Below are 16,128 nucleotides of genomic sequence, written 5' to 3'. Positions count from 1 at the left end.
TGATAAAAAATCTCGCTGCGGCGGGATTTTTTATTGCCACTCATCAGGCCTTGCTTGGCGTAGTGCATCAATAAATAGGCGCAGCCGAAGTGGGTGACGACCGAGCGGATAAAAGCAGTTGATCTCTGCGGGTCGAGATTGCCACCCATCAACGCATGAGATCACACTGCCCGGATGGGCATGTTCAAACCCATTAGCAAACCAAGTAGGGAGTAAACCAATACCGCGACCTTTGGCAATCGCATCGGCTTGCATCGCAAGATTATCACTTTGCAAACGGCTCTCTAGTGCAGGTAATTCATAGCTGCCGAGCTGTGGATGATGCAATGCAACTGCAGCTTGTCGAAACGCAATAAAATCAATCCACGGATGATGGATAAGCTCTTGTGGGTGATTGGGTTTATCTCTATAGGCCAAATAATTGGGAGAGGCGTAGGCGGCGTATCGCCACTGGCCAAGCCGCTCTTTGCGATAGCCCATAGGAGTGGTGCTATCAATCCAGAGAATTAAGTCTGGCTCGAACACTTCATCACCATGTTGAAACTGGCTGAGTAAACGGATCTTCAATGTCGAATGCTGCTGCATAAACTCATCCAACACTTGGCTGAGCCAACCACGGATCAAATTCGGGTGCACGACCAACGTGAGTTCACCAGTGACTTGATTATTCAATTCTTGCAACGCTTCCTGACTTTTATGTGCCAGTTCAAGTAACTGCTCAGAGTAAACCGCAAACACTTCCCCCGCTTTGGTGAGCGTTAAGCGGTTGCCCTGCCTCATTAACAAACTTTGTCCTAAATCTTCCTCTAGCTGTGCCAAGCGGCGACTCAAGGTTGACTTAGGCTGCTCAAGTGCTTTGGCGGCGGCTGTCAGGCTTTTATGTTGGCAAAGTGCATAGAAGGCTTTTACGGCGCTGAGATCTTGCATAGCTGTTTGACTCTTAAAGGATAATGACATCAGACGTTCCATATTTGGTCCGTACTATTCCATGTGTCGATCTATCTCCAGTACAGAATATATGAATAATCCGCCTTTGAAATTAAGAATGATTATCATTTAAAGGAGAGGTAAATGTCCAGACACAATCCATCCCCCGTCAGTTTATCTGTGACACTAGGCTTAATGTTTTCGGCTAGCGCTTTTGCTCAAGAAGCGACGAAAGCTGATGAAACCATGGTGGTCACTGCAGCGGGATACGCGCAATCCATTCAAAATGCGCCAGCCAGTATCAGTGTGATTTCAAGAGAAGATCTGGAATCTCGCTATTACCGTGATGTGACTGATGCACTAAAAGGTGTTCCGGGCGTAACCGTGACGGGCGGCGGAGACAAGACCGACATCAGCATTCGTGGTATGGGCTCAAGCTACACTTTGATTTTGGTGGATGGTAAACGTCAAACCTCACGTCAGACCCGTCCCAATAGCGATGGTCCGGGCATCGAACAAGGTTGGTTGCCGCCTCTGCAAGCAATTGAGCGTATCGAGGTGATCCGCGGCCCGATGTCTACGTTGTACGGCTCGGATGCGATTGGCGGCGTGATCAACATCATCACTCGTAAAGATCAGCAGCAGTGGTCGGGAAATGTTCAGTTATCCACTGTGGTTCAAGAGAATCGCGCCTCAGGCGATGAGCAGAGCGCTAACTTTTTTGTGACAGGCCCTCTAAGTGATGCTCTATCGCTGCAAGTCTATGGACAAACCACGCAACGTGATGAAGATGAGATTGAGCGTGGCTATGGTGATAAATCGCTGCGCAGCTTAACTTCAAAGCTTAACTATCAGCTCAATCCAGATCATCAACTGCAACTGGAAGCGGGAATATCAGCCCAAGACCGCGAAAATAACGTGGGCAAGTCGGCGCAATCGAGCGGATGTCGTGGTACGTGCAGCAACACCGATAACCAGTACCGCCGCAACCATATTGCGGTTTCTCACCAAGGGGATTGGCAAAACGTTGGGCAGTCCGATACCTATCTGCAATATGAAGAAAACACCAATCAGTCTCGTGAGATGAGTATTGATAATGCGGTGTTCAAATCCACGTTAGTGGCTCCTATTGGTGAGCACATGTTGAGCTTTGGTGTGGAAGGTAAACACGAAAGTTTAGAGGATAAAACCTCCAACAAAATTTCGTCTCGCACTCATATCTCCAATGCTCAATGGGCGGGATTTATTGAAGATGAATGGGCGCTTGCAGAGCAATTCCGCCTAACTTTTGGTGGTCGTCTGGATCATGACAAAAACTACGGCAGCCATTTCAGCCCACGTGTTTATGGAGTGTGGAATTTAGATTCAGCATGGACAGTGAAAGGTGGTGTTTCAACTGGCTTCCGCGCGCCACAGTTGCGCGAGGTGACACCGGATTGGGGACAAGTCAGTGGCGGCGGTAATATTTACGGTAACCCGAATCTCAAGCCTGAAACATCGGTTAATAAAGAGTTGAGCTTGGTGTACAGCGCTGGCACGGGTCTCGCGGCATCGTTGACCGCTTTCCATAATGATTTTCAAGATAAGATCACTCGCGTTGCTTGCCCTGCCAATATCTGTACTGATGGGCCAAACCAATGGGGGGCAGATCCTACTTATCGTGTGAATATTGATGAAGCGGAAACCTATGGCGCAGAGGCAACGTTAAGTCTGCCGATCACCGAAAACGTTGAGCTATCGTCTAGCTACACTTACACCCATTCGGAGCAAAAATCAGGGAATTTTGCTGGCCGTCCACTATTGCAGTTACCTAAGCACCTGTTTAATGCCAACTTGAGCTGGCAAACCACAGATCGCCTAAACAGTTGGGCTAACCTCAACTATCGTGGCAAGGAGATGCAGCCGGAAGGTGGGGCATCGAACAATGATTTTATCGCGCCAAGCTACACCTTTATCGATACTGGCGTGACTTACGCACTCACCGATACCGCAACGATTAAAACTGCGGTGTACAACCTGTTTGATCAAGAGGTGAATTACGCGGAGTATGGCTATGTCGAAGATGGTCGCCGCTACTGGTTGGGCTTAGACATCGCCTTCTAATTGCTAGAGGTTCATGAGGATTGGCGGCAGCGCCAATCCTCTGTGTGTTTTGCGATCGGCGGTGGAATCATTTATTGCACAGGATCGCCGTGCCAAAGCCTAGAGTATCGGTTACTATTGCCAACCAATCTGAGAGCGATAGGCGAGATACGATGCTGAGGGTAGCAATTAACGGCTTTGGGCGCATTGGGCGTAACGTATTACGCGCTGTGTATGAAAGTGGCAAAAGTGATCGCATCCAAGTCGTTGCGGTTAATGAGCTTGCCAAACCGGATGCGATGGCGCATCTCCTTCAGTACGATACTAGCCACGGTCGCTTTGGCAAAAAAATCAGCCATGATCAGCAACATATCTACGTTCACCATCAAAATGGTGAGTATGACTCAATCCGCATTCTGCATCTTTCGGAAATTCCTCTCTTACCTTGGCGTGATTTAGGTGTGGATTTAGTCCTCGACTGTACTGGCGTATTTGGTTGTCAGGAAGATGGTCAGCAACATATTGATGCTGGCGCGAAGCTCGTTTTATTTTCCCATCCGGGCGCTAGCGATCTCGACAACACCATCATTTATGGTGTGAATCATGAGACGCTCACTGCTGAGCATAAAATCGTTTCTAACGGATCTTGCACCACCAACTGCATTGTGCCGATCATCAAGGTATTGGATGACGCATTCGGCATTGATTCTGGCACCATCACCACCATCCATTCCTCGATGAACGATCAACAAGTGATTGATGCGTACCATACCGACTTGCGTCGTACTCGTGCCGCGAGCCAATCCATCATTCCGGTTGATACCAAGCTGCACAAAGGTATAGAAAGAATATTTCCGAAATTTTCTAACAAATTTGAAGCGATTTCAGTGCGTGTTCCCACTGTAAATGTGACCGCGATGGATTTAAGTGTCACAATTAAATCAAATGTGAAAGTTAATGACGTAAATCAAACCATTGTGAACGCATCTCAGTGTACATTACGTGGCATTGTTGACTATACTGAAGCGCCTTTGGTTTCCATCGATTTTAACCATGATCCGCACAGCGCGATTGTGGATGGAACACAAACGAGAGTCAGTAACGGGCAGTTAGTAAAAATGCTCGTTTGGTGTGATAACGAATGGGGCTTTGCCAACCGGATGTTAGATACCGCTTTGGCAATGCAAGCCACGCAGTAAAGGCTAAGCATGCACATCAAATCAGGTTTGGATATTGAAACCTGAAGAACGCATCCCCATATCGGTAAACAGCTAAGATTTTACCGACTCGGCAGGGTCGCCGAGTTGCAGAATTTTCATTTCTTTAAATAGTTTGAGAGGACAAATCATGTCTGTAATCAAGATGATTGACCTGGATCTTGCAGGTAAACGCGTATTTATCCGTGCTGACCTGAACGTACCAGTAAAAGACGGCAAAGTGACTTCTGATGCACGTATCCTTGCGTCTCTACCAACAATCAAGCACTGCTTGGAAGCGGGCGCTAAAGTAATGGTCACTTCTCACTTGGGTCGCCCAACTGAAGGTGAGTATGCTGAAGAGTTCTCTCTACTACCAGTGGTTAACTACCTGAACGACGCACTAGACTGCGAAGTTCGCTTAGTTAAAGACTACATCGATGGTGTTGAACTGAACGCAGGTGAACTGGTTGTTCTGGAAAACGTTCGCTTCAACAAAGGCGAAAAGAAAAACGAAGAAGCTCTGTCTAAAAAATACGCAGCACTGTGTGACGTGTTTGTAATGGATGCGTTTGGTACAGCTCACCGTGCTCAAGCTTCTACTCACGGCGTTGGTATGTTTGCTCCTATCGCTTGTGCAGGTCCTCTATTGGCTGACGAACTGGAAGCGCTAGGCAAAGCAATGGACAAGCCAGCTCGCCCAATGGTCGCTATCGTTGGTGGTTCAAAAGTATCAACGAAACTGACTGTACTTGAGTCGCTGTCAAAAATCGCTGACCAACTGGTTGTTGGTGGTGGTATCGCGAACACTTTCATCGCGGCAGCGGGTCACAACGTAGGTAAGTCTCTGTACGAAGCTGACCTTGTTGAAACAGCGAAGAAACTGATGGAAGAGTGTGCAATTCCTGTTGCAACTGACGTTGCGTGTGCAAAAGCATTCGATGAGAACGCAGAAGCAGAAATCAAACACGTTTCTGAAGTTCAAGACGACGACATGATTTTCGACTTGGGTCCAAACTCAACAGCTGAACTGGCTGAGATCCTGAAAAACGCGAAAACTATCCTGTGGAATGGCCCAGTAGGCGTATTCGAATTCAAGAACTTTGAAGCGGGTACTCGTGGTATCGCAGAAGCGATCGCGAAATCTGAAGGCTTCTCTGTTGCGGGCGGCGGTGACACACTAGCGGCGATCGACAAGTTCGGTATCAAAGCGGATGTTTCTTACATCTCTACTGGCGGCGGCGCGTTCCTTGAGTTCGTTGAAGGTAAAAAACTGCCTGCAGTAGAAATGCTGGAAGCACGCGCTAAAGCGTAATAATCGAATGAAAGCGGGAGATAACTCCCGCTTTCTTGTTTGCTGCACGGCGAGTATTTCTTTGGTAGAATGCCGCGATTGGTGAGCAAACGTTTGCAAGAATTGAAACTTACCGTTTTTATTTTTAAAACGACAGAAAATAGGATTCCATCCATGTCTAAGATCTTTGATTTTGTAAAACCTGGTGTTATTTCTGGTGATGACGTACAGAAAGTTTTTGAAGTAGCAAAACAAAATGGCTTTGCACTTCCAGCAGTAAACTGTGTAGGTACTGACTCTGTAAACGGCGTTCTAGAAGCAGCAGCAAAAGTGAAAGCGCCTGTTATCGTTCAGTTCTCTAACGGTGGCGCAGCATTCTTTGCTGGTAAAGGTCTAAAACTTGAAGGTCAACAAGCGCAAATCCTAGGCGCGATCGCAGGTGCAAAATACGTTCACTCTGTAGCAGAAGCTTACGGTATCCCAGTGATCCTGCACACTGACCACGCAGCGAAAAACCTACTACCTTGGATCGACGGTCTGCTAGACGCAGGTGAAAAACACTTCGCAGAAACTGGCAAACCACTGTTCTCTTCGCACATGATTGACCTGTCTGAAGAGTCTTTGGAAGAGAACATCGCGATCTCTGCAAAATACCTAGAGCGCATGGCGAAAATGAACATGACACTGGAGATCGAACTGGGTTGTACTGGTGGTGAAGAAGACGGTGTTGATAACTCTGACATGGACTCTTCTGAGCTGTACACTTCTCCAGAAGACGTGGCATACGCTTACGAGAAACTGAACGCAATCAGCCATCGTTTCACTATCGCAGCTTCTTTCGGTAACGTACACGGCGTTTACAAGCCAGGTAACGTAGTTCTGACTCCAACGATCCTGCGTGATTCTCAAAAATACGTTTCTGAGAAGTTTGGTCTGCCAGAAAACTCTCTGAACTTCGTATTCCACGGTGGTTCAGGCTCTTCTTTGGAAGAAATCCGTGAGTCTATCTCTTACGGCGTGATCAAAATGAACATCGATACTGATACTCAGTGGGCAACATGGGATGGTATTCGTCAATACGAAGCGAAAAACCATGACTACCTGCAAGGTCAAATCGGTAACCCAACAGGTGAAGATGCACCGAACAAGAAATACTACGATCCACGCGTATGGCTGCGTGCTGGTCAAGCGGCAATGGTTGCTCGCCTAGAGAAAGCATTTGCTGACCTGAATGCGATTGACGTACTGTAATTCACGTTAAAGCATGAAATATGAAGAAACCCGCTCTTGAGCGGGTTTCTTTTTTATAGTCGGAGTTTGAATGGTAGCGGAGCTGCTGAATATTGTTTAACCTGTAGCTGGAACGTAGCAAATTCGTTGTAACCTTTTGTTTTGTTGTTCTTTACTAAACTCTGACTTTGCGAAATGTTGAGTTTGCGCTATCGTGCCAAAATTCTGACTTTTGGCAGTTTATCTATAAGTTCTATATTTGAGCTATTAGTTTCTGCTGATTTTTTATAAATTATGAGAGGAAAGCACTATGGCTGGTGAATCGGTTGGTGTTGAAGCACCTATCGTTGAGAGTTTTAATCAGGTCAACACTTGGCTAACCAACAATTCTGATCTGCTTATTCAATACGGCGTGAACATCATTTCGGCAGTTCTGATCCTGTTTATCGGTAATATCATCGTGAAAGCAGTAGCAGGTAGTGTCGCGAAAGTATTGAAGAAGAAAGATATGGATAAGGCTGTTGTGGAGTTCGTTCATGGCCTAGTTCGCTATTTGCTGTTTGTGATCGTGCTTATTGCTGCTTTGGGTCGTGTGGGAGTCGAAACGGCTTCTGTGGTAGCTGTGATCGGTGCCGCAGGTTTAGCGGTTGGTCTCGCTCTGCAAGGTTCTCTGTCTAACTTTGCCGCAGGTGTATTGATTGTGGCTTTCCGCCCATTTAAATCGGGTGACTACGTGGAAATTGGTGGAGTAGCCGGTTCGGTTGATGCGATCCAAATTTTCCAAACGGTATTGAAAACACCAGATAACAAAATGGTTGTTGTACCTAACTCTTCTGTCATTGGTGGCGCAATCACTAACTACTCACGTCATGCGACTCGCCGTGTTGATATGGTGATTGGGGTTTCATACAAGTCTGATTTGCAAAAAACCAAGCATGTGCTGCGTGAGACGCTCGAAAAAGATCCTCGTATTTTGAAGGATCCTGATATGACGATTGGCGTGCTGACTTTAGCTGATTCATCGATCAATTTTGTGGTACGTCCATGGTGTAAAACTGAGGACTACTGGGCGGTTTACTTTGATTCTATGCAAGCAATCAAAGAAGCTCTGGATGCCAATGGTATCGAAATTCCATTCCCTCAAATGGATGTGCATCTGAACAAAATCAATTAATGGTTTTGCTGTATACAAAATACCAAAGCGGAGTGTTTACTCCGCTTTTTTGTCGGTGATGGCCTAATTTAACCAATGATTGAGATATAAGTTCTTAGTCAAAGCAAAGGCAATAATGAACATCATCGCTGCGACTGCCATATCAATCACTTGTCTGACCCGAGGTTTAGAGAGTGTTGTACTCAATTTTGCTGCTCCGAGTGACAGAGTAAAAAACCAAACAAATGAAGCGAGGATAGTGCCAAGAGCAAAAGAAATACGCTCATCATCTTGGAATTGACCACCTATCGAACCAAGGATCACTACGGTATCCAAATACAAATGCGGGTTGAATACGGTGACGGCAAAAGCACCGAAGATCACCGCTTTACGCCCACTCGAAGTAGGGGTAGAGGATGAATTCGAGGCTTGTGCGGGCTTGAGAGCGGCACGAAGTGAGAGAAAACCATAAGCACAGAGAAACAGAATACCGCCCAAGGTGACCCCAATCAGCAAGCTGGTATTTTGCGAGATGAGCGCACCACCACCGAAAATGCCAAGAGTGATGAAAAACATATCAAGAACACCACAGGTTGCTGCAGTGGTGAGGTGATGGTGGCGTTTAATTCCTTGGTTGAGGACATATGCATTTTGAGCGCCAATCGGAATAATCATGGTTGCTCCTAAACTGAACCCTTGCAGTAAAATCCACCAGTTCATTTATTTACCTCATACAGCTTGATTGGAGTGATAGGCTGAGCAAGATAAGCATTCGAGCTAGATAAGTATAATTAATGATTTTAATATCATATTAAATAGGCTAATAAATGAGTAAGGGAATGTATGCGAGGTCTTGATTATCGTTGGATTGAAGCTCTTGATAGTGTCGTAAACAAAGGCAGTTTTGAGCGAGCAGCTGAGCAGTTGTTTATCTCCCAATCAGCGGTGTCGCAACGTATTAAACAGCTCGAGAAGTATTTAGCTCAACCAGTGTTGATCCGTGAGCAACCGCCAAGGCCAACATTAGTAGGGAAAAAGCTTCTCGGTTTGTATCGGCGTGTTTGTTTGATTGAGCAAGAGTTGGTGCCAGAGCTGACTAACCAAGAACATGTGCGCCCAGTTTCCATGTCTATCGCCACCAACGCTGACAGTTTGGCTACTTGGCTACTAAGTGCACTTGACCCCGTAATGAAGAGTCGTCAAGTTGAGCTGAATTTGGCCATTTATGGAGAATCTCGCACTTTAGATAAATTAAAAAATGGTGAAGTGGTGGGGGCGATTAGCCTTGAGCCGCAACCGATTACAGGGTGTAGTGCCGAGTATTTAGGGCAGATGGAATATTTGTGTGTGGCTAGCCCAGAGTTTTATCAACGCTATTTTGCTAAAGGGGTGAGTGAGCGCTCATTGATGAAGGCTCCGGCAGTGTCCTACGATCAGTATGATGAACTGCACAATAAATTTTTGTGGGACTATTTTTCAGTTCCGCGAGACAAGGTGATTAATCACACCGTAGGAAGCTCTGAAGCCTTCGTTCGTCTCGCTGTTTCTGGTGCGGCTTATTGCTTGATCCCGCGTTTGCAAATCATTAATGAGTTGGACAATGGGTTGCTGATCAATATCACGCCAGAATTTATGTTGTCGTATCCGATATTTTGGCACCATTGGCAATTAGAAACGGGAGTATTGCTTGAGCTTAGCCAAGCGATTATCAGTTATGCGAAAAATGTTCTGCCTCAGTGAGCCGTGACCGGGTCAAAGTTGTGTGATTTTTATGGCTTGGATCTGGCGCTATGCACCACTTCACTTATGATGATGGCAGGCGATGATATAAGGATCGAAATGATGAAATTATTTACACCTGTGGTTTTACTTTTATCGGTACTCTCGGCTCCTACTTTTGCACAGGAGTGGGATTTTCCATATGTCTCGACAACCGGGTATGGTGAAGTCACGGCAGTGCCTGATATGGCTGAATTTACGGTTAAGGTTGTCGAATCAACGATGAATGCCGAACAAGCTAAAGCAGCGGTTGATAAAGCAGTAACGGAGTTCACTTCCAAGTTAGTGAAATCAGGGGTTGGGCAACAAAACATCTCTAGTTCCAATTTGTACATCAACCCACAATATCACTACCCATCAAACGGAAAGCCTGAGTTGGTGGGCTATCAAGCTTCTCGCTCGGTTACTGTTAGAGTGGAAGAAGTCAGTAAGCTTAATCAATACTTGGATATCGCGTTAGAATCGGGCATTAATCAAGTGAATAGCATTCAGCTGAAAGTGCGCGATCAAGAGAAATACCAACAACAAGCACGCATGGCAGCGATAGAAGATGCTAAACAAAAAGCACATTTTTTAGCGAAAGGTTTTGATCGTCAACTAGACGGTGTTTGGAAAGTGGATTACAACACGCCTAGTGTTGAGCCAATCATGATGCGTTCAGCAAATCTTAGTGAAAAAATGGACGTAGGTGACACATACCAAGACTCTTCATTGGTGATCCGCGATCGTGTGGATGTGGTGTATAAACTGGCACAGTAATCTCTAAAATATGTGGTTAGTTTGAATGAAATAGGGGCGACGAAAGTCGCCCCTATTGTTTGTTGTCACATCATATTTATGACGTATTCAGCCTGCGAGTCTGTATTGCTAGAGATATCTTATTGTCTTTTCAAAATAATAAGATGTCTGTCATGTTTTTGTTACAGATAGACTAAAGTCTAATTTTGCTGAATTATTGAGCTAAACTGAGCAATAAGTAAACTGCTGACTTTTTCGTCAATAACGCTCATTGATTGAAGGAAAGTCATTGTTACTTTCCGTGATGCTTAGGCATAGAAATCAGGCACACTGAGCATTTGAGAGGCAGTGTATGTTGAATCATCTTCTGGTCAGACTGACGATTGGCTGTTTGTTGGTATTAGGCATTAAGCTCAGCGCACTTTATTTCCTACCTATGGTGCTTTTGCTTAATACTCATCACAAAGAGTTTTTTGGTTGGTAATAAAAAACGGAGCCCAATGGGCTCCGTTTCCGTTTCCGTTTCCGTTTCCGTTTCCGTTTCCGTATCGTATCGTATCGTTTCAGCGCAGCGCTAAGCTATCGCGTTGTCCGATTACAGTACATGTACTGATGCAGTGTTCGTTGTGCCAGAAGCAACCAATGCGCCTGAAACCATCACTACGATGTCGCCTTTCTTGCCTAGACCAGATTGCAGCGCAATCTCTTTGCCCAGGTGGTAGAAAGCATCCGTGTTGTCAATCGCTTCAACTACAACAGGAGTCACGCCTTTAGACAGTACGAGCTGTGCTGCGGTTTTCTTGTTAGTAGTAACAGCAATGATGTTTGCGGTTGGGAAGTATTTACGGATTGAACGCGCTGATTTACCTGCTTCAGTTGCCACGATGATTAGTGGTGCTGCCAATTTTTCAGCGGTGTCTACTGCACCTTTACATACTGCTTCAGTGATGCGCAGGCGTGGGCTATCTAGGCGTGAACCCAGCTCAGCTTTCAGTACTGAGTCAGTACGGTTCGCAATTTGCGCCATGATTTTCACAGCTTCAACTGGGTACTTACCTTTCGCAGTTTCGCCAGACAGCATTACAGCGTCAGTACCGTCCATGATCGCGTTAGCAACGTCACCCGCTTCTGCACGAGTTGGACGTGGGTTCTTGATCATAGAATCCAGCATTTGAGTTGCAGTGATAACCACTTTACGTGCGCGGTTACATTTCTCGATCATCATCTTTTGAGCGAAGATTACTTCTTCCGCTGGGATTTCCACACCTAGGTCGCCACGAGCAACCATGATGCCGTCAGACAGCTCAAGGATCTCATCGAAGTTGTCCAAGCCTTCTTGGTTTTCGATTTTAGAGATGATTTGGATGTTTTGACCGCCGTGAGCGGCTAGAACTTCACGGATTTCTTTTACGTCAGAACCTTTACGGATGAAAGAAGCAGCAACGAAATCAACGCCTTGCTCACAACCAAATTTCAGGTCATTTTTGTCTTTTTCAGACAGTGCTGGCAGGTTTACAGAAACGCCTGGCAGGTTAACACCTTTGTTTTCACCCAGAGCACCGTTGTTTAGAACTTTACACTTCACTTCAGTGTCTGTGGTTACAAGCACTTCCATTTCGATTAGACCATCGTCAACTAGAATACGGTTGCCAACGTTCAGGTCTTTAGCAAAGCCAGAGTAAGTTACCGCTACGCGATCTTTGTTACCTACAACAGTAATGTCTGTTGTGAAAGTGAACTCTTGACCCGCAACCAGATCCACATCATCACCGTTTTCCAGTTTGATAGTACGGATTTCAGGGCCTTTAGTATCCAGCAAAATCGCCAGTTGTTTACCAGTCACTTCCATTACTTTGCGGAAGTTTGCGATACGAGTGCCGTGCTCAACGTAGTCACCGTGAGAGAAGTTCAGGCGCATTACGTTCATGCCCGAGTTAACCAGTTCAGTTAGCTTCTCTACAGACTCAGTTTTAGGGCCAATCGTACATACGATTTTGGTCTTTTTCATGGAAGAGTTTCTCCGATAAACAAAATGATTTTGAAGTTGGTTGTTAGTTCTGAAGTGTTCTCGGTGGTGGCAACTTTATTTCGTCAATTGCCAAGTTTAGTTCACGAGTCTACAGCACTCCAAAACTGAAAGTCTTTCAACAGATTTAGTCATTTTATGACTGACTGTTTGATCAAGAATTTCAGAAAATTCGCCACTTAGCGCCGATGTACTGAGGGCTTAGGGCGTATTTTTTTCTCAATTCTGTAATTTTTTTTCTTTTCGAGGCCGAATTCTACCACTGAATGATAGCAATATCACTGTCTAAGAATTGTCTTAGGACAAGGTTTTAGCGTGAAATATTAATTTTTTGGATCGAAATAAATGGACTTGTTTATTTCGATTTAATTATACTTTGTTTCGATTCGTAACTTTAAGATGTGTTTTAAAATGTCAAAACGAAATACACAGCTGAGAAGGCACACTATAGTTAAGTTAGTTAACGAGCTGGGTGAAGTGAGTGTTGAAGCTCTGTCTTCGCAATTTGAAACCTCAGAGGTCACTATTCGCAAAGACTTAGCTTCGCTAGAGAAAAATGGCCAATTGTTACGTCGCTACGGTGGAGCCATAGCACTACCGAAAGAGGTGATGCATGATGAATTGAATGAGAAAGTTTCAATTCGAAAGATGTCTTTAGCCAAGGCAGCCGCAAAACTGATCCGCGACCATAATCGAATTGTGATTGATAGTGGTAGTACAACGGCTGCCTTAATTCAGCAATTGAATGACAAACGCGGCTTGGTCGTGATGACCAACTCACTGCATGTGGCGAATGCTTTAAATGAATTAGAAAACGAACCGACATTATTAATGACTGGCGGTACTTGGGATACGCATTCCGAATCTTTCCAAGGCAAAGTCGCGGAATCAGTACTGCGTTCTTACGATTTTGATCAGCTATTTATTGGTGCGGATGGCATAGACCTTGAACGTGGTACGACAACATTCAATGAGTTGGTTGGGCTGAGCAAAGTGATGGCCGAAGTCTCACGCGAAGTGATTGTAATGATTGAATCAGACAAAGTCGGCCGCAAGATCCCGAACTTAGAGTTGAGTTGGGATTGTATCGATGTGTTGGTCACTGATCATGAATTGAGTGACGAATTTGCCAAACAAATTGAATCTCACCAAGTTCGGGTTATTCGTGCCACGGTGAAATAAAAAACCTTCAGCGCTATTCACGTTGAGTAAAAGCGCGACAGTATAAAAATATGGAGTTTTAATATGTGTGGAATTGTTGGTGCGGTTGCACAACGCGATGTTGCTGAAATTTTAGTGCAAGGCTTACGCCGCCTTGAATACCGTGGTTATGACTCTGCCGGTGTTGCGGTTGTGGATAGCGATAAACAACTTACTCGCCTGCGCCGATTGGGCAAAGTGCAAGAGTTAGCGGATGCCGTTGATGCGGCGCAAGTGGTGGGTGGAACGGGTATTGCACATACTCGTTGGGCAACGCATGGCGAACCTTCGGAAATCAATGCTCATCCCCATATTTCAGGTGATATTACGGTGGTGCATAACGGCATCATCGAAAACCATGAAATGTTGCGTTCCATGTTGCAAGAACGTGGCTATGTATTTGATTCTCAAACCGATACCGAAGTAATTGCCCATTTGGTGGAGTGGGAACTGCGCAGCGCGGCTTCTTTATTGGAAGCCGTACAAGCAACAGTGAAGCAGCTTACCGGTGCTTATGGCACGGTAGTGATGGATCGTAATGACCCTTCGCGCTTAGTGGTGGCGCGCTCAGGAAGCCCAATTGTGATTGGTTTTGGCATCGGTGAAAACTTCCTCGCGTCAGATCAACTCGCGCTACTTAATGTGACGCGCCGCTTTATGTATCTCGAAGAAGGTGATGTCGCGGAAATGACTCGCCGTGAAGTTCGCGTGTTTGATCTGCTGGGTAATCCCGTACAGCGTGAAATCAGCGAATCGAAATTAGAGCACGATGCCGCGGACAAAGGTCACTACCGCCACTACATGCAAAAAGAGATTTTCGAGCAGCCAAAGGCGCTGATCAACACCATGGAAGGGCGTATTACCCATGACAGCGTGGTGGTCGAAAGCATTGGTGTGCACGCGGCAGAGATTCTGGCGAAAGTGGAACATGTACAAATTGTGGCTTGTGGAACCTCTTACAACGCAGGGATGACGGCACGTTACTGGTTTGAATCGTTAGCGGGTGTGAGCTGTGATGTCGAAATCGCGTCTGAATTTCGCTACCGCAAATTTGTTACTCGTCCCAATAGCTTGCTGATTACCTTATCGCAATCCGGTGAAACGGCCGATACCTTAGCTGCGCTGCGTCTAGCGAAAGAGAAAGGCTACATGGCGGCGATGACGATTTGTAACGTCGCGGGCTCTTCTCTCGTGCGTGAATCCGATTTCGCGTTTATGACCCGTGCCGGAACGGAAATTGGCGTTGCCTCAACCAAAGCCTTTACTACTCAGCTTGTTACGTTACTGATGCTGGTGACTGCGCTAGGTAAGCAACAGCAACGCATTGGTCGCGAGTTAGAAACTGAGATCGTACAAGCATTGCATCAACTGCCGAAGCAGATTGAAACCGCATTGTCGTTTGAAAAGCAGATCGAAACGCTCGCGGAAGACTTTGCCGATAAACACCACACGCTATTCTTGGGGCGTGGCGAATACTATCCGATTGCGGTAGAAGCCTCTCTCAAGCTAAAAGAGATCTCTTACATTCATGCGGAAGCGTATGCCGCAGGTGAATTGAAGCATGGTCCATTGGCGTTGATCGATGCCGATATGCCGGTCGTTGTGGTTGCACCAAGCAATGAACTCTTAGAAAAGCTCAAATCGAATATTGAAGAAGTACGCGCGCGCGGTGGCTTACTGTATGTGTTTGCCGATGAAGTTGCGGGTTTTGAAGCAGACGATACGATGAAAATCATTGCGATGCCTCATGTTAGCGAAATTGTGGCTCCGATTTATTACACCATCCCGATGCAGCTTCTGTCCTACCATGTGGCTTTAATCAAAGGTACCGATGTTGATCAGCCTCGTAACCTTGCCAAAGCGGTAACGGTGGAATAATCCTACCGATAATTAATGGAAAGGCTGTGGGATTAAAATAAAGTAGGTTACTTTTAAATATAGTTGGTAACTAGTAAATAAAGCTGGTAACTTGGCTCCGTATACTTTATTCGCAAATGTCGGAGGTACGGAGCTTGACCAGCTTATCCCTTGATTCTCGTTCCCTGAAATGGGTTAAACAGGGTCGCGGACAGGGTTCAGGAAAAGATTACCAACCCTGGCTGACAGTCAGAGACCTGCCTTCTGCAGGACGATCTCACCGTATCTGGGGATTTCAGACTCAACGAACCCACCATCTGTTGTCAGACTTAGAGCTGGCAGCGTTCTTTCTGTTTGATTGGAATCCATCTGTCACTGATATCCGGGAGCAATATCCTCTCCGACTAGAAGATACCATTGAACTTGCAGTGCAAGCGCGTATCCATCATCCCGAAGTACGAGGACAAATTCAAGTCATGTCCACGGATTTTCTAGTGGACACTAATAAGCCTGAGCTTCCAAGAATGGCTATTCAGGTAAAAACCTCTTCAGATCTTTCAAACCCTAGAACCATCGAAAAACTGGAACTTGAACGGCGGTACTGGGCGTTAAAGGAAGTGCCATGGTATTTGCTGACTGAAAAACA

The 16,128-nt window shown here is 45.8% G+C and carries 14 protein-coding genes; 11 read left to right on the top strand and 3 right to left on the bottom strand.

Going from position 1 to position 16,128, the window contains the following annotated elements:
- Positions 1 to 30 precede the first annotated feature (30 nt).
- Complete coding sequence (locus VOA_RS05670; protein WP_009356064.1) at positions 31 to 927, bottom strand: LysR family transcriptional regulator; 897 nt, start codon at positions 925 to 927, stop codon at positions 31 to 33.
- Between the two features lie 144 nt (positions 928 to 1,071).
- Here VOA_RS05670 and VOA_RS05675 point away from each other — a divergent pair, with 144 nt between their 5' ends.
- The 5 genes from VOA_RS05675 (at position 1,072) to mscS (ending at position 7,903) form a co-directional block, all read left to right on the top strand.
- Positions 1,072 to 3,030, top strand: coding sequence for a ligand-gated channel protein (locus VOA_RS05675; RefSeq protein WP_000086453.1), 1,959 nt, complete (start codon positions 1,072 to 1,074; stop codon positions 3,028 to 3,030).
- A gap of 152 nt (positions 3,031 to 3,182) precedes the next feature.
- On the top strand, positions 3,183 to 4,208 hold the full coding sequence (gene epd, locus VOA_RS05680) for an erythrose-4-phosphate dehydrogenase (protein ID WP_000946632.1): 1,026 nt from the start codon (positions 3,183 to 3,185) through the stop codon (positions 4,206 to 4,208).
- 148 nt (positions 4,209 to 4,356) lie between these two features.
- Positions 4,357 to 5,520 carry a phosphoglycerate kinase gene (locus tag VOA_RS05685; protein ID WP_000111264.1) on the top strand — a complete coding sequence of 388 codons (1,164 nt, stop codon included), beginning with the start codon at positions 4,357 to 4,359 and terminating at the stop codon, positions 5,518 to 5,520.
- 153 nt (positions 5,521 to 5,673) lie between these two features.
- Entirely contained in the window at positions 5,674 to 6,750 is a 1,077-nt protein-coding gene (fbaA, locus tag VOA_RS05690; protein WP_000034366.1) for a class II fructose-bisphosphate aldolase, read from the top strand.
- 289 nt (positions 6,751 to 7,039) lie between these two features.
- Positions 7,040 to 7,903, top strand: coding sequence for a small-conductance mechanosensitive channel MscS (gene mscS, locus VOA_RS05695; protein WP_000896753.1), 864 nt, complete (start codon positions 7,040 to 7,042; stop codon positions 7,901 to 7,903).
- Between the two features lie 63 nt (positions 7,904 to 7,966).
- Here mscS and VOA_RS05700 read toward each other — a convergent pair whose 3' ends face one another.
- On the bottom strand, positions 7,967 to 8,602 hold the full coding sequence (locus tag VOA_RS05700) for a LysE/ArgO family amino acid transporter (protein ID WP_001104698.1): 636 nt from the start codon (positions 8,600 to 8,602) through the stop codon (positions 7,967 to 7,969).
- A gap of 123 nt (positions 8,603 to 8,725) precedes the next feature.
- On the opposite strand from VOA_RS05700, the gene VOA_RS05705 reads away from it, so the two are divergent.
- The 3 genes from VOA_RS05705 (at position 8,726) to VOA_RS20350 (ending at position 10,883) form a co-directional block, all read left to right on the top strand.
- Positions 8,726 to 9,622: a LysR family transcriptional regulator ArgP gene (locus VOA_RS05705; RefSeq protein ID WP_001214476.1), complete on the top strand. Its 897-nt coding sequence runs from the start codon at positions 8,726 to 8,728 to the stop codon at positions 9,620 to 9,622.
- 102 nt (positions 9,623 to 9,724) lie between these two features.
- Positions 9,725 to 10,420 carry an oxidative stress defense protein gene (locus VOA_RS05710; RefSeq protein WP_000765649.1) on the top strand — a complete coding sequence of 232 codons (696 nt, stop codon included), beginning with the start codon at positions 9,725 to 9,727 and terminating at the stop codon, positions 10,418 to 10,420.
- A 331-nt stretch (positions 10,421 to 10,751) separates the two neighbouring features.
- Entirely contained in the window at positions 10,752 to 10,883 is a 132-nt protein-coding gene (locus VOA_RS20350; protein WP_000931888.1) for a hypothetical protein, read from the top strand.
- Positions 10,884 to 10,994: 111 nt separating this feature from the next.
- Here the strand turns inward: VOA_RS20350 and pykF are convergent, their stop codons facing one another.
- Entirely contained in the window at positions 10,995 to 12,407 is a 1,413-nt protein-coding gene (gene pykF, locus VOA_RS05720; protein WP_000751460.1) for a pyruvate kinase PykF, read from the bottom strand.
- A 429-nt stretch (positions 12,408 to 12,836) separates the two neighbouring features.
- Between pykF and VOA_RS05725 the strand changes: the two genes are divergently transcribed.
- From VOA_RS05725 to VOA_RS0118465, 3 genes are all read left to right on the top strand, one after another.
- Positions 12,837 to 13,607, top strand: coding sequence for a DeoR/GlpR family DNA-binding transcription regulator (locus VOA_RS05725; protein ID WP_032468355.1), 771 nt, complete (start codon positions 12,837 to 12,839; stop codon positions 13,605 to 13,607).
- Positions 13,608 to 13,670: 63 nt separating this feature from the next.
- Positions 13,671 to 15,503 (top strand): glutamine--fructose-6-phosphate transaminase (isomerizing), encoded by a 1,833-nt coding sequence (gene glmS, locus VOA_RS05730; RefSeq protein ID WP_000334123.1) that lies wholly within the window; start codon positions 13,671 to 13,673, stop codon positions 15,501 to 15,503.
- A gap of 134 nt (positions 15,504 to 15,637) precedes the next feature.
- On the top strand, positions 15,638 to 16,128 hold a 491-nt coding region (locus VOA_RS0118465), incomplete at its 3' end, for a TnsA endonuclease N-terminal domain-containing protein (protein WP_000202886.1).

Origin of the sequence: Vibrio sp. RC586, assembly GCF_000176715.1 — a bacterium.
Classification (GTDB): domain Bacteria; phylum Pseudomonadota; class Gammaproteobacteria; order Enterobacterales; family Vibrionaceae; genus Vibrio.
This window is presented reverse-complemented; position numbering and strand designations above follow the sequence as displayed.

Bases quoted from the DNA above. Each gene is read 5' to 3' on its own strand.
- VOA_RS20350 (WP_000931888.1), top strand. From the start codon at position 10,752: ATGTTGAATCATCTTCTGGTCAGACTGACGATTGGCTGTTTGTTGGTA.
- VOA_RS05675 (WP_000086453.1), top strand. From the start codon at position 1,072: ATGTCCAGACACAATCCATCCCCCGTCAGTTTATCTGTGACACTAGGC.
- fbaA (WP_000034366.1), top strand. From the start codon at position 5,674: ATGTCTAAGATCTTTGATTTTGTAAAACCTGGTGTTATTTCTGGTGAT.
- VOA_RS05710 (WP_000765649.1), top strand. From the start codon at position 9,725: ATGAAATTATTTACACCTGTGGTTTTACTTTTATCGGTACTCTCGGCT.
- VOA_RS05705 (WP_001214476.1), top strand. From the start codon at position 8,726: ATGCGAGGTCTTGATTATCGTTGGATTGAAGCTCTTGATAGTGTCGTA.
- VOA_RS05725 (WP_032468355.1), top strand. From the start codon at position 12,837: ATGTCAAAACGAAATACACAGCTGAGAAGGCACACTATAGTTAAGTTA.
- VOA_RS05685 (WP_000111264.1), top strand. From the start codon at position 4,357: ATGTCTGTAATCAAGATGATTGACCTGGATCTTGCAGGTAAACGCGTA.
- mscS (WP_000896753.1), top strand. From the start codon at position 7,040: ATGGCTGGTGAATCGGTTGGTGTTGAAGCACCTATCGTTGAGAGTTTT.
- VOA_RS05670 (WP_009356064.1), bottom strand. From the start codon at position 927: ATGCAAGATCTCAGCGCCGTAAAAGCCTTCTATGCACTTTGCCAACAT.
- epd (WP_000946632.1), top strand. From the start codon at position 3,183: ATGCTGAGGGTAGCAATTAACGGCTTTGGGCGCATTGGGCGTAACGTA.
- pykF (WP_000751460.1), bottom strand. From the start codon at position 12,407: ATGAAAAAGACCAAAATCGTATGTACGATTGGCCCTAAAACTGAGTCT.
- glmS (WP_000334123.1), top strand. From the start codon at position 13,671: ATGTGTGGAATTGTTGGTGCGGTTGCACAACGCGATGTTGCTGAAATT.
- VOA_RS05700 (WP_001104698.1), bottom strand. From the start codon at position 8,602: ATGAACTGGTGGATTTTACTGCAAGGGTTCAGTTTAGGAGCAACCATG.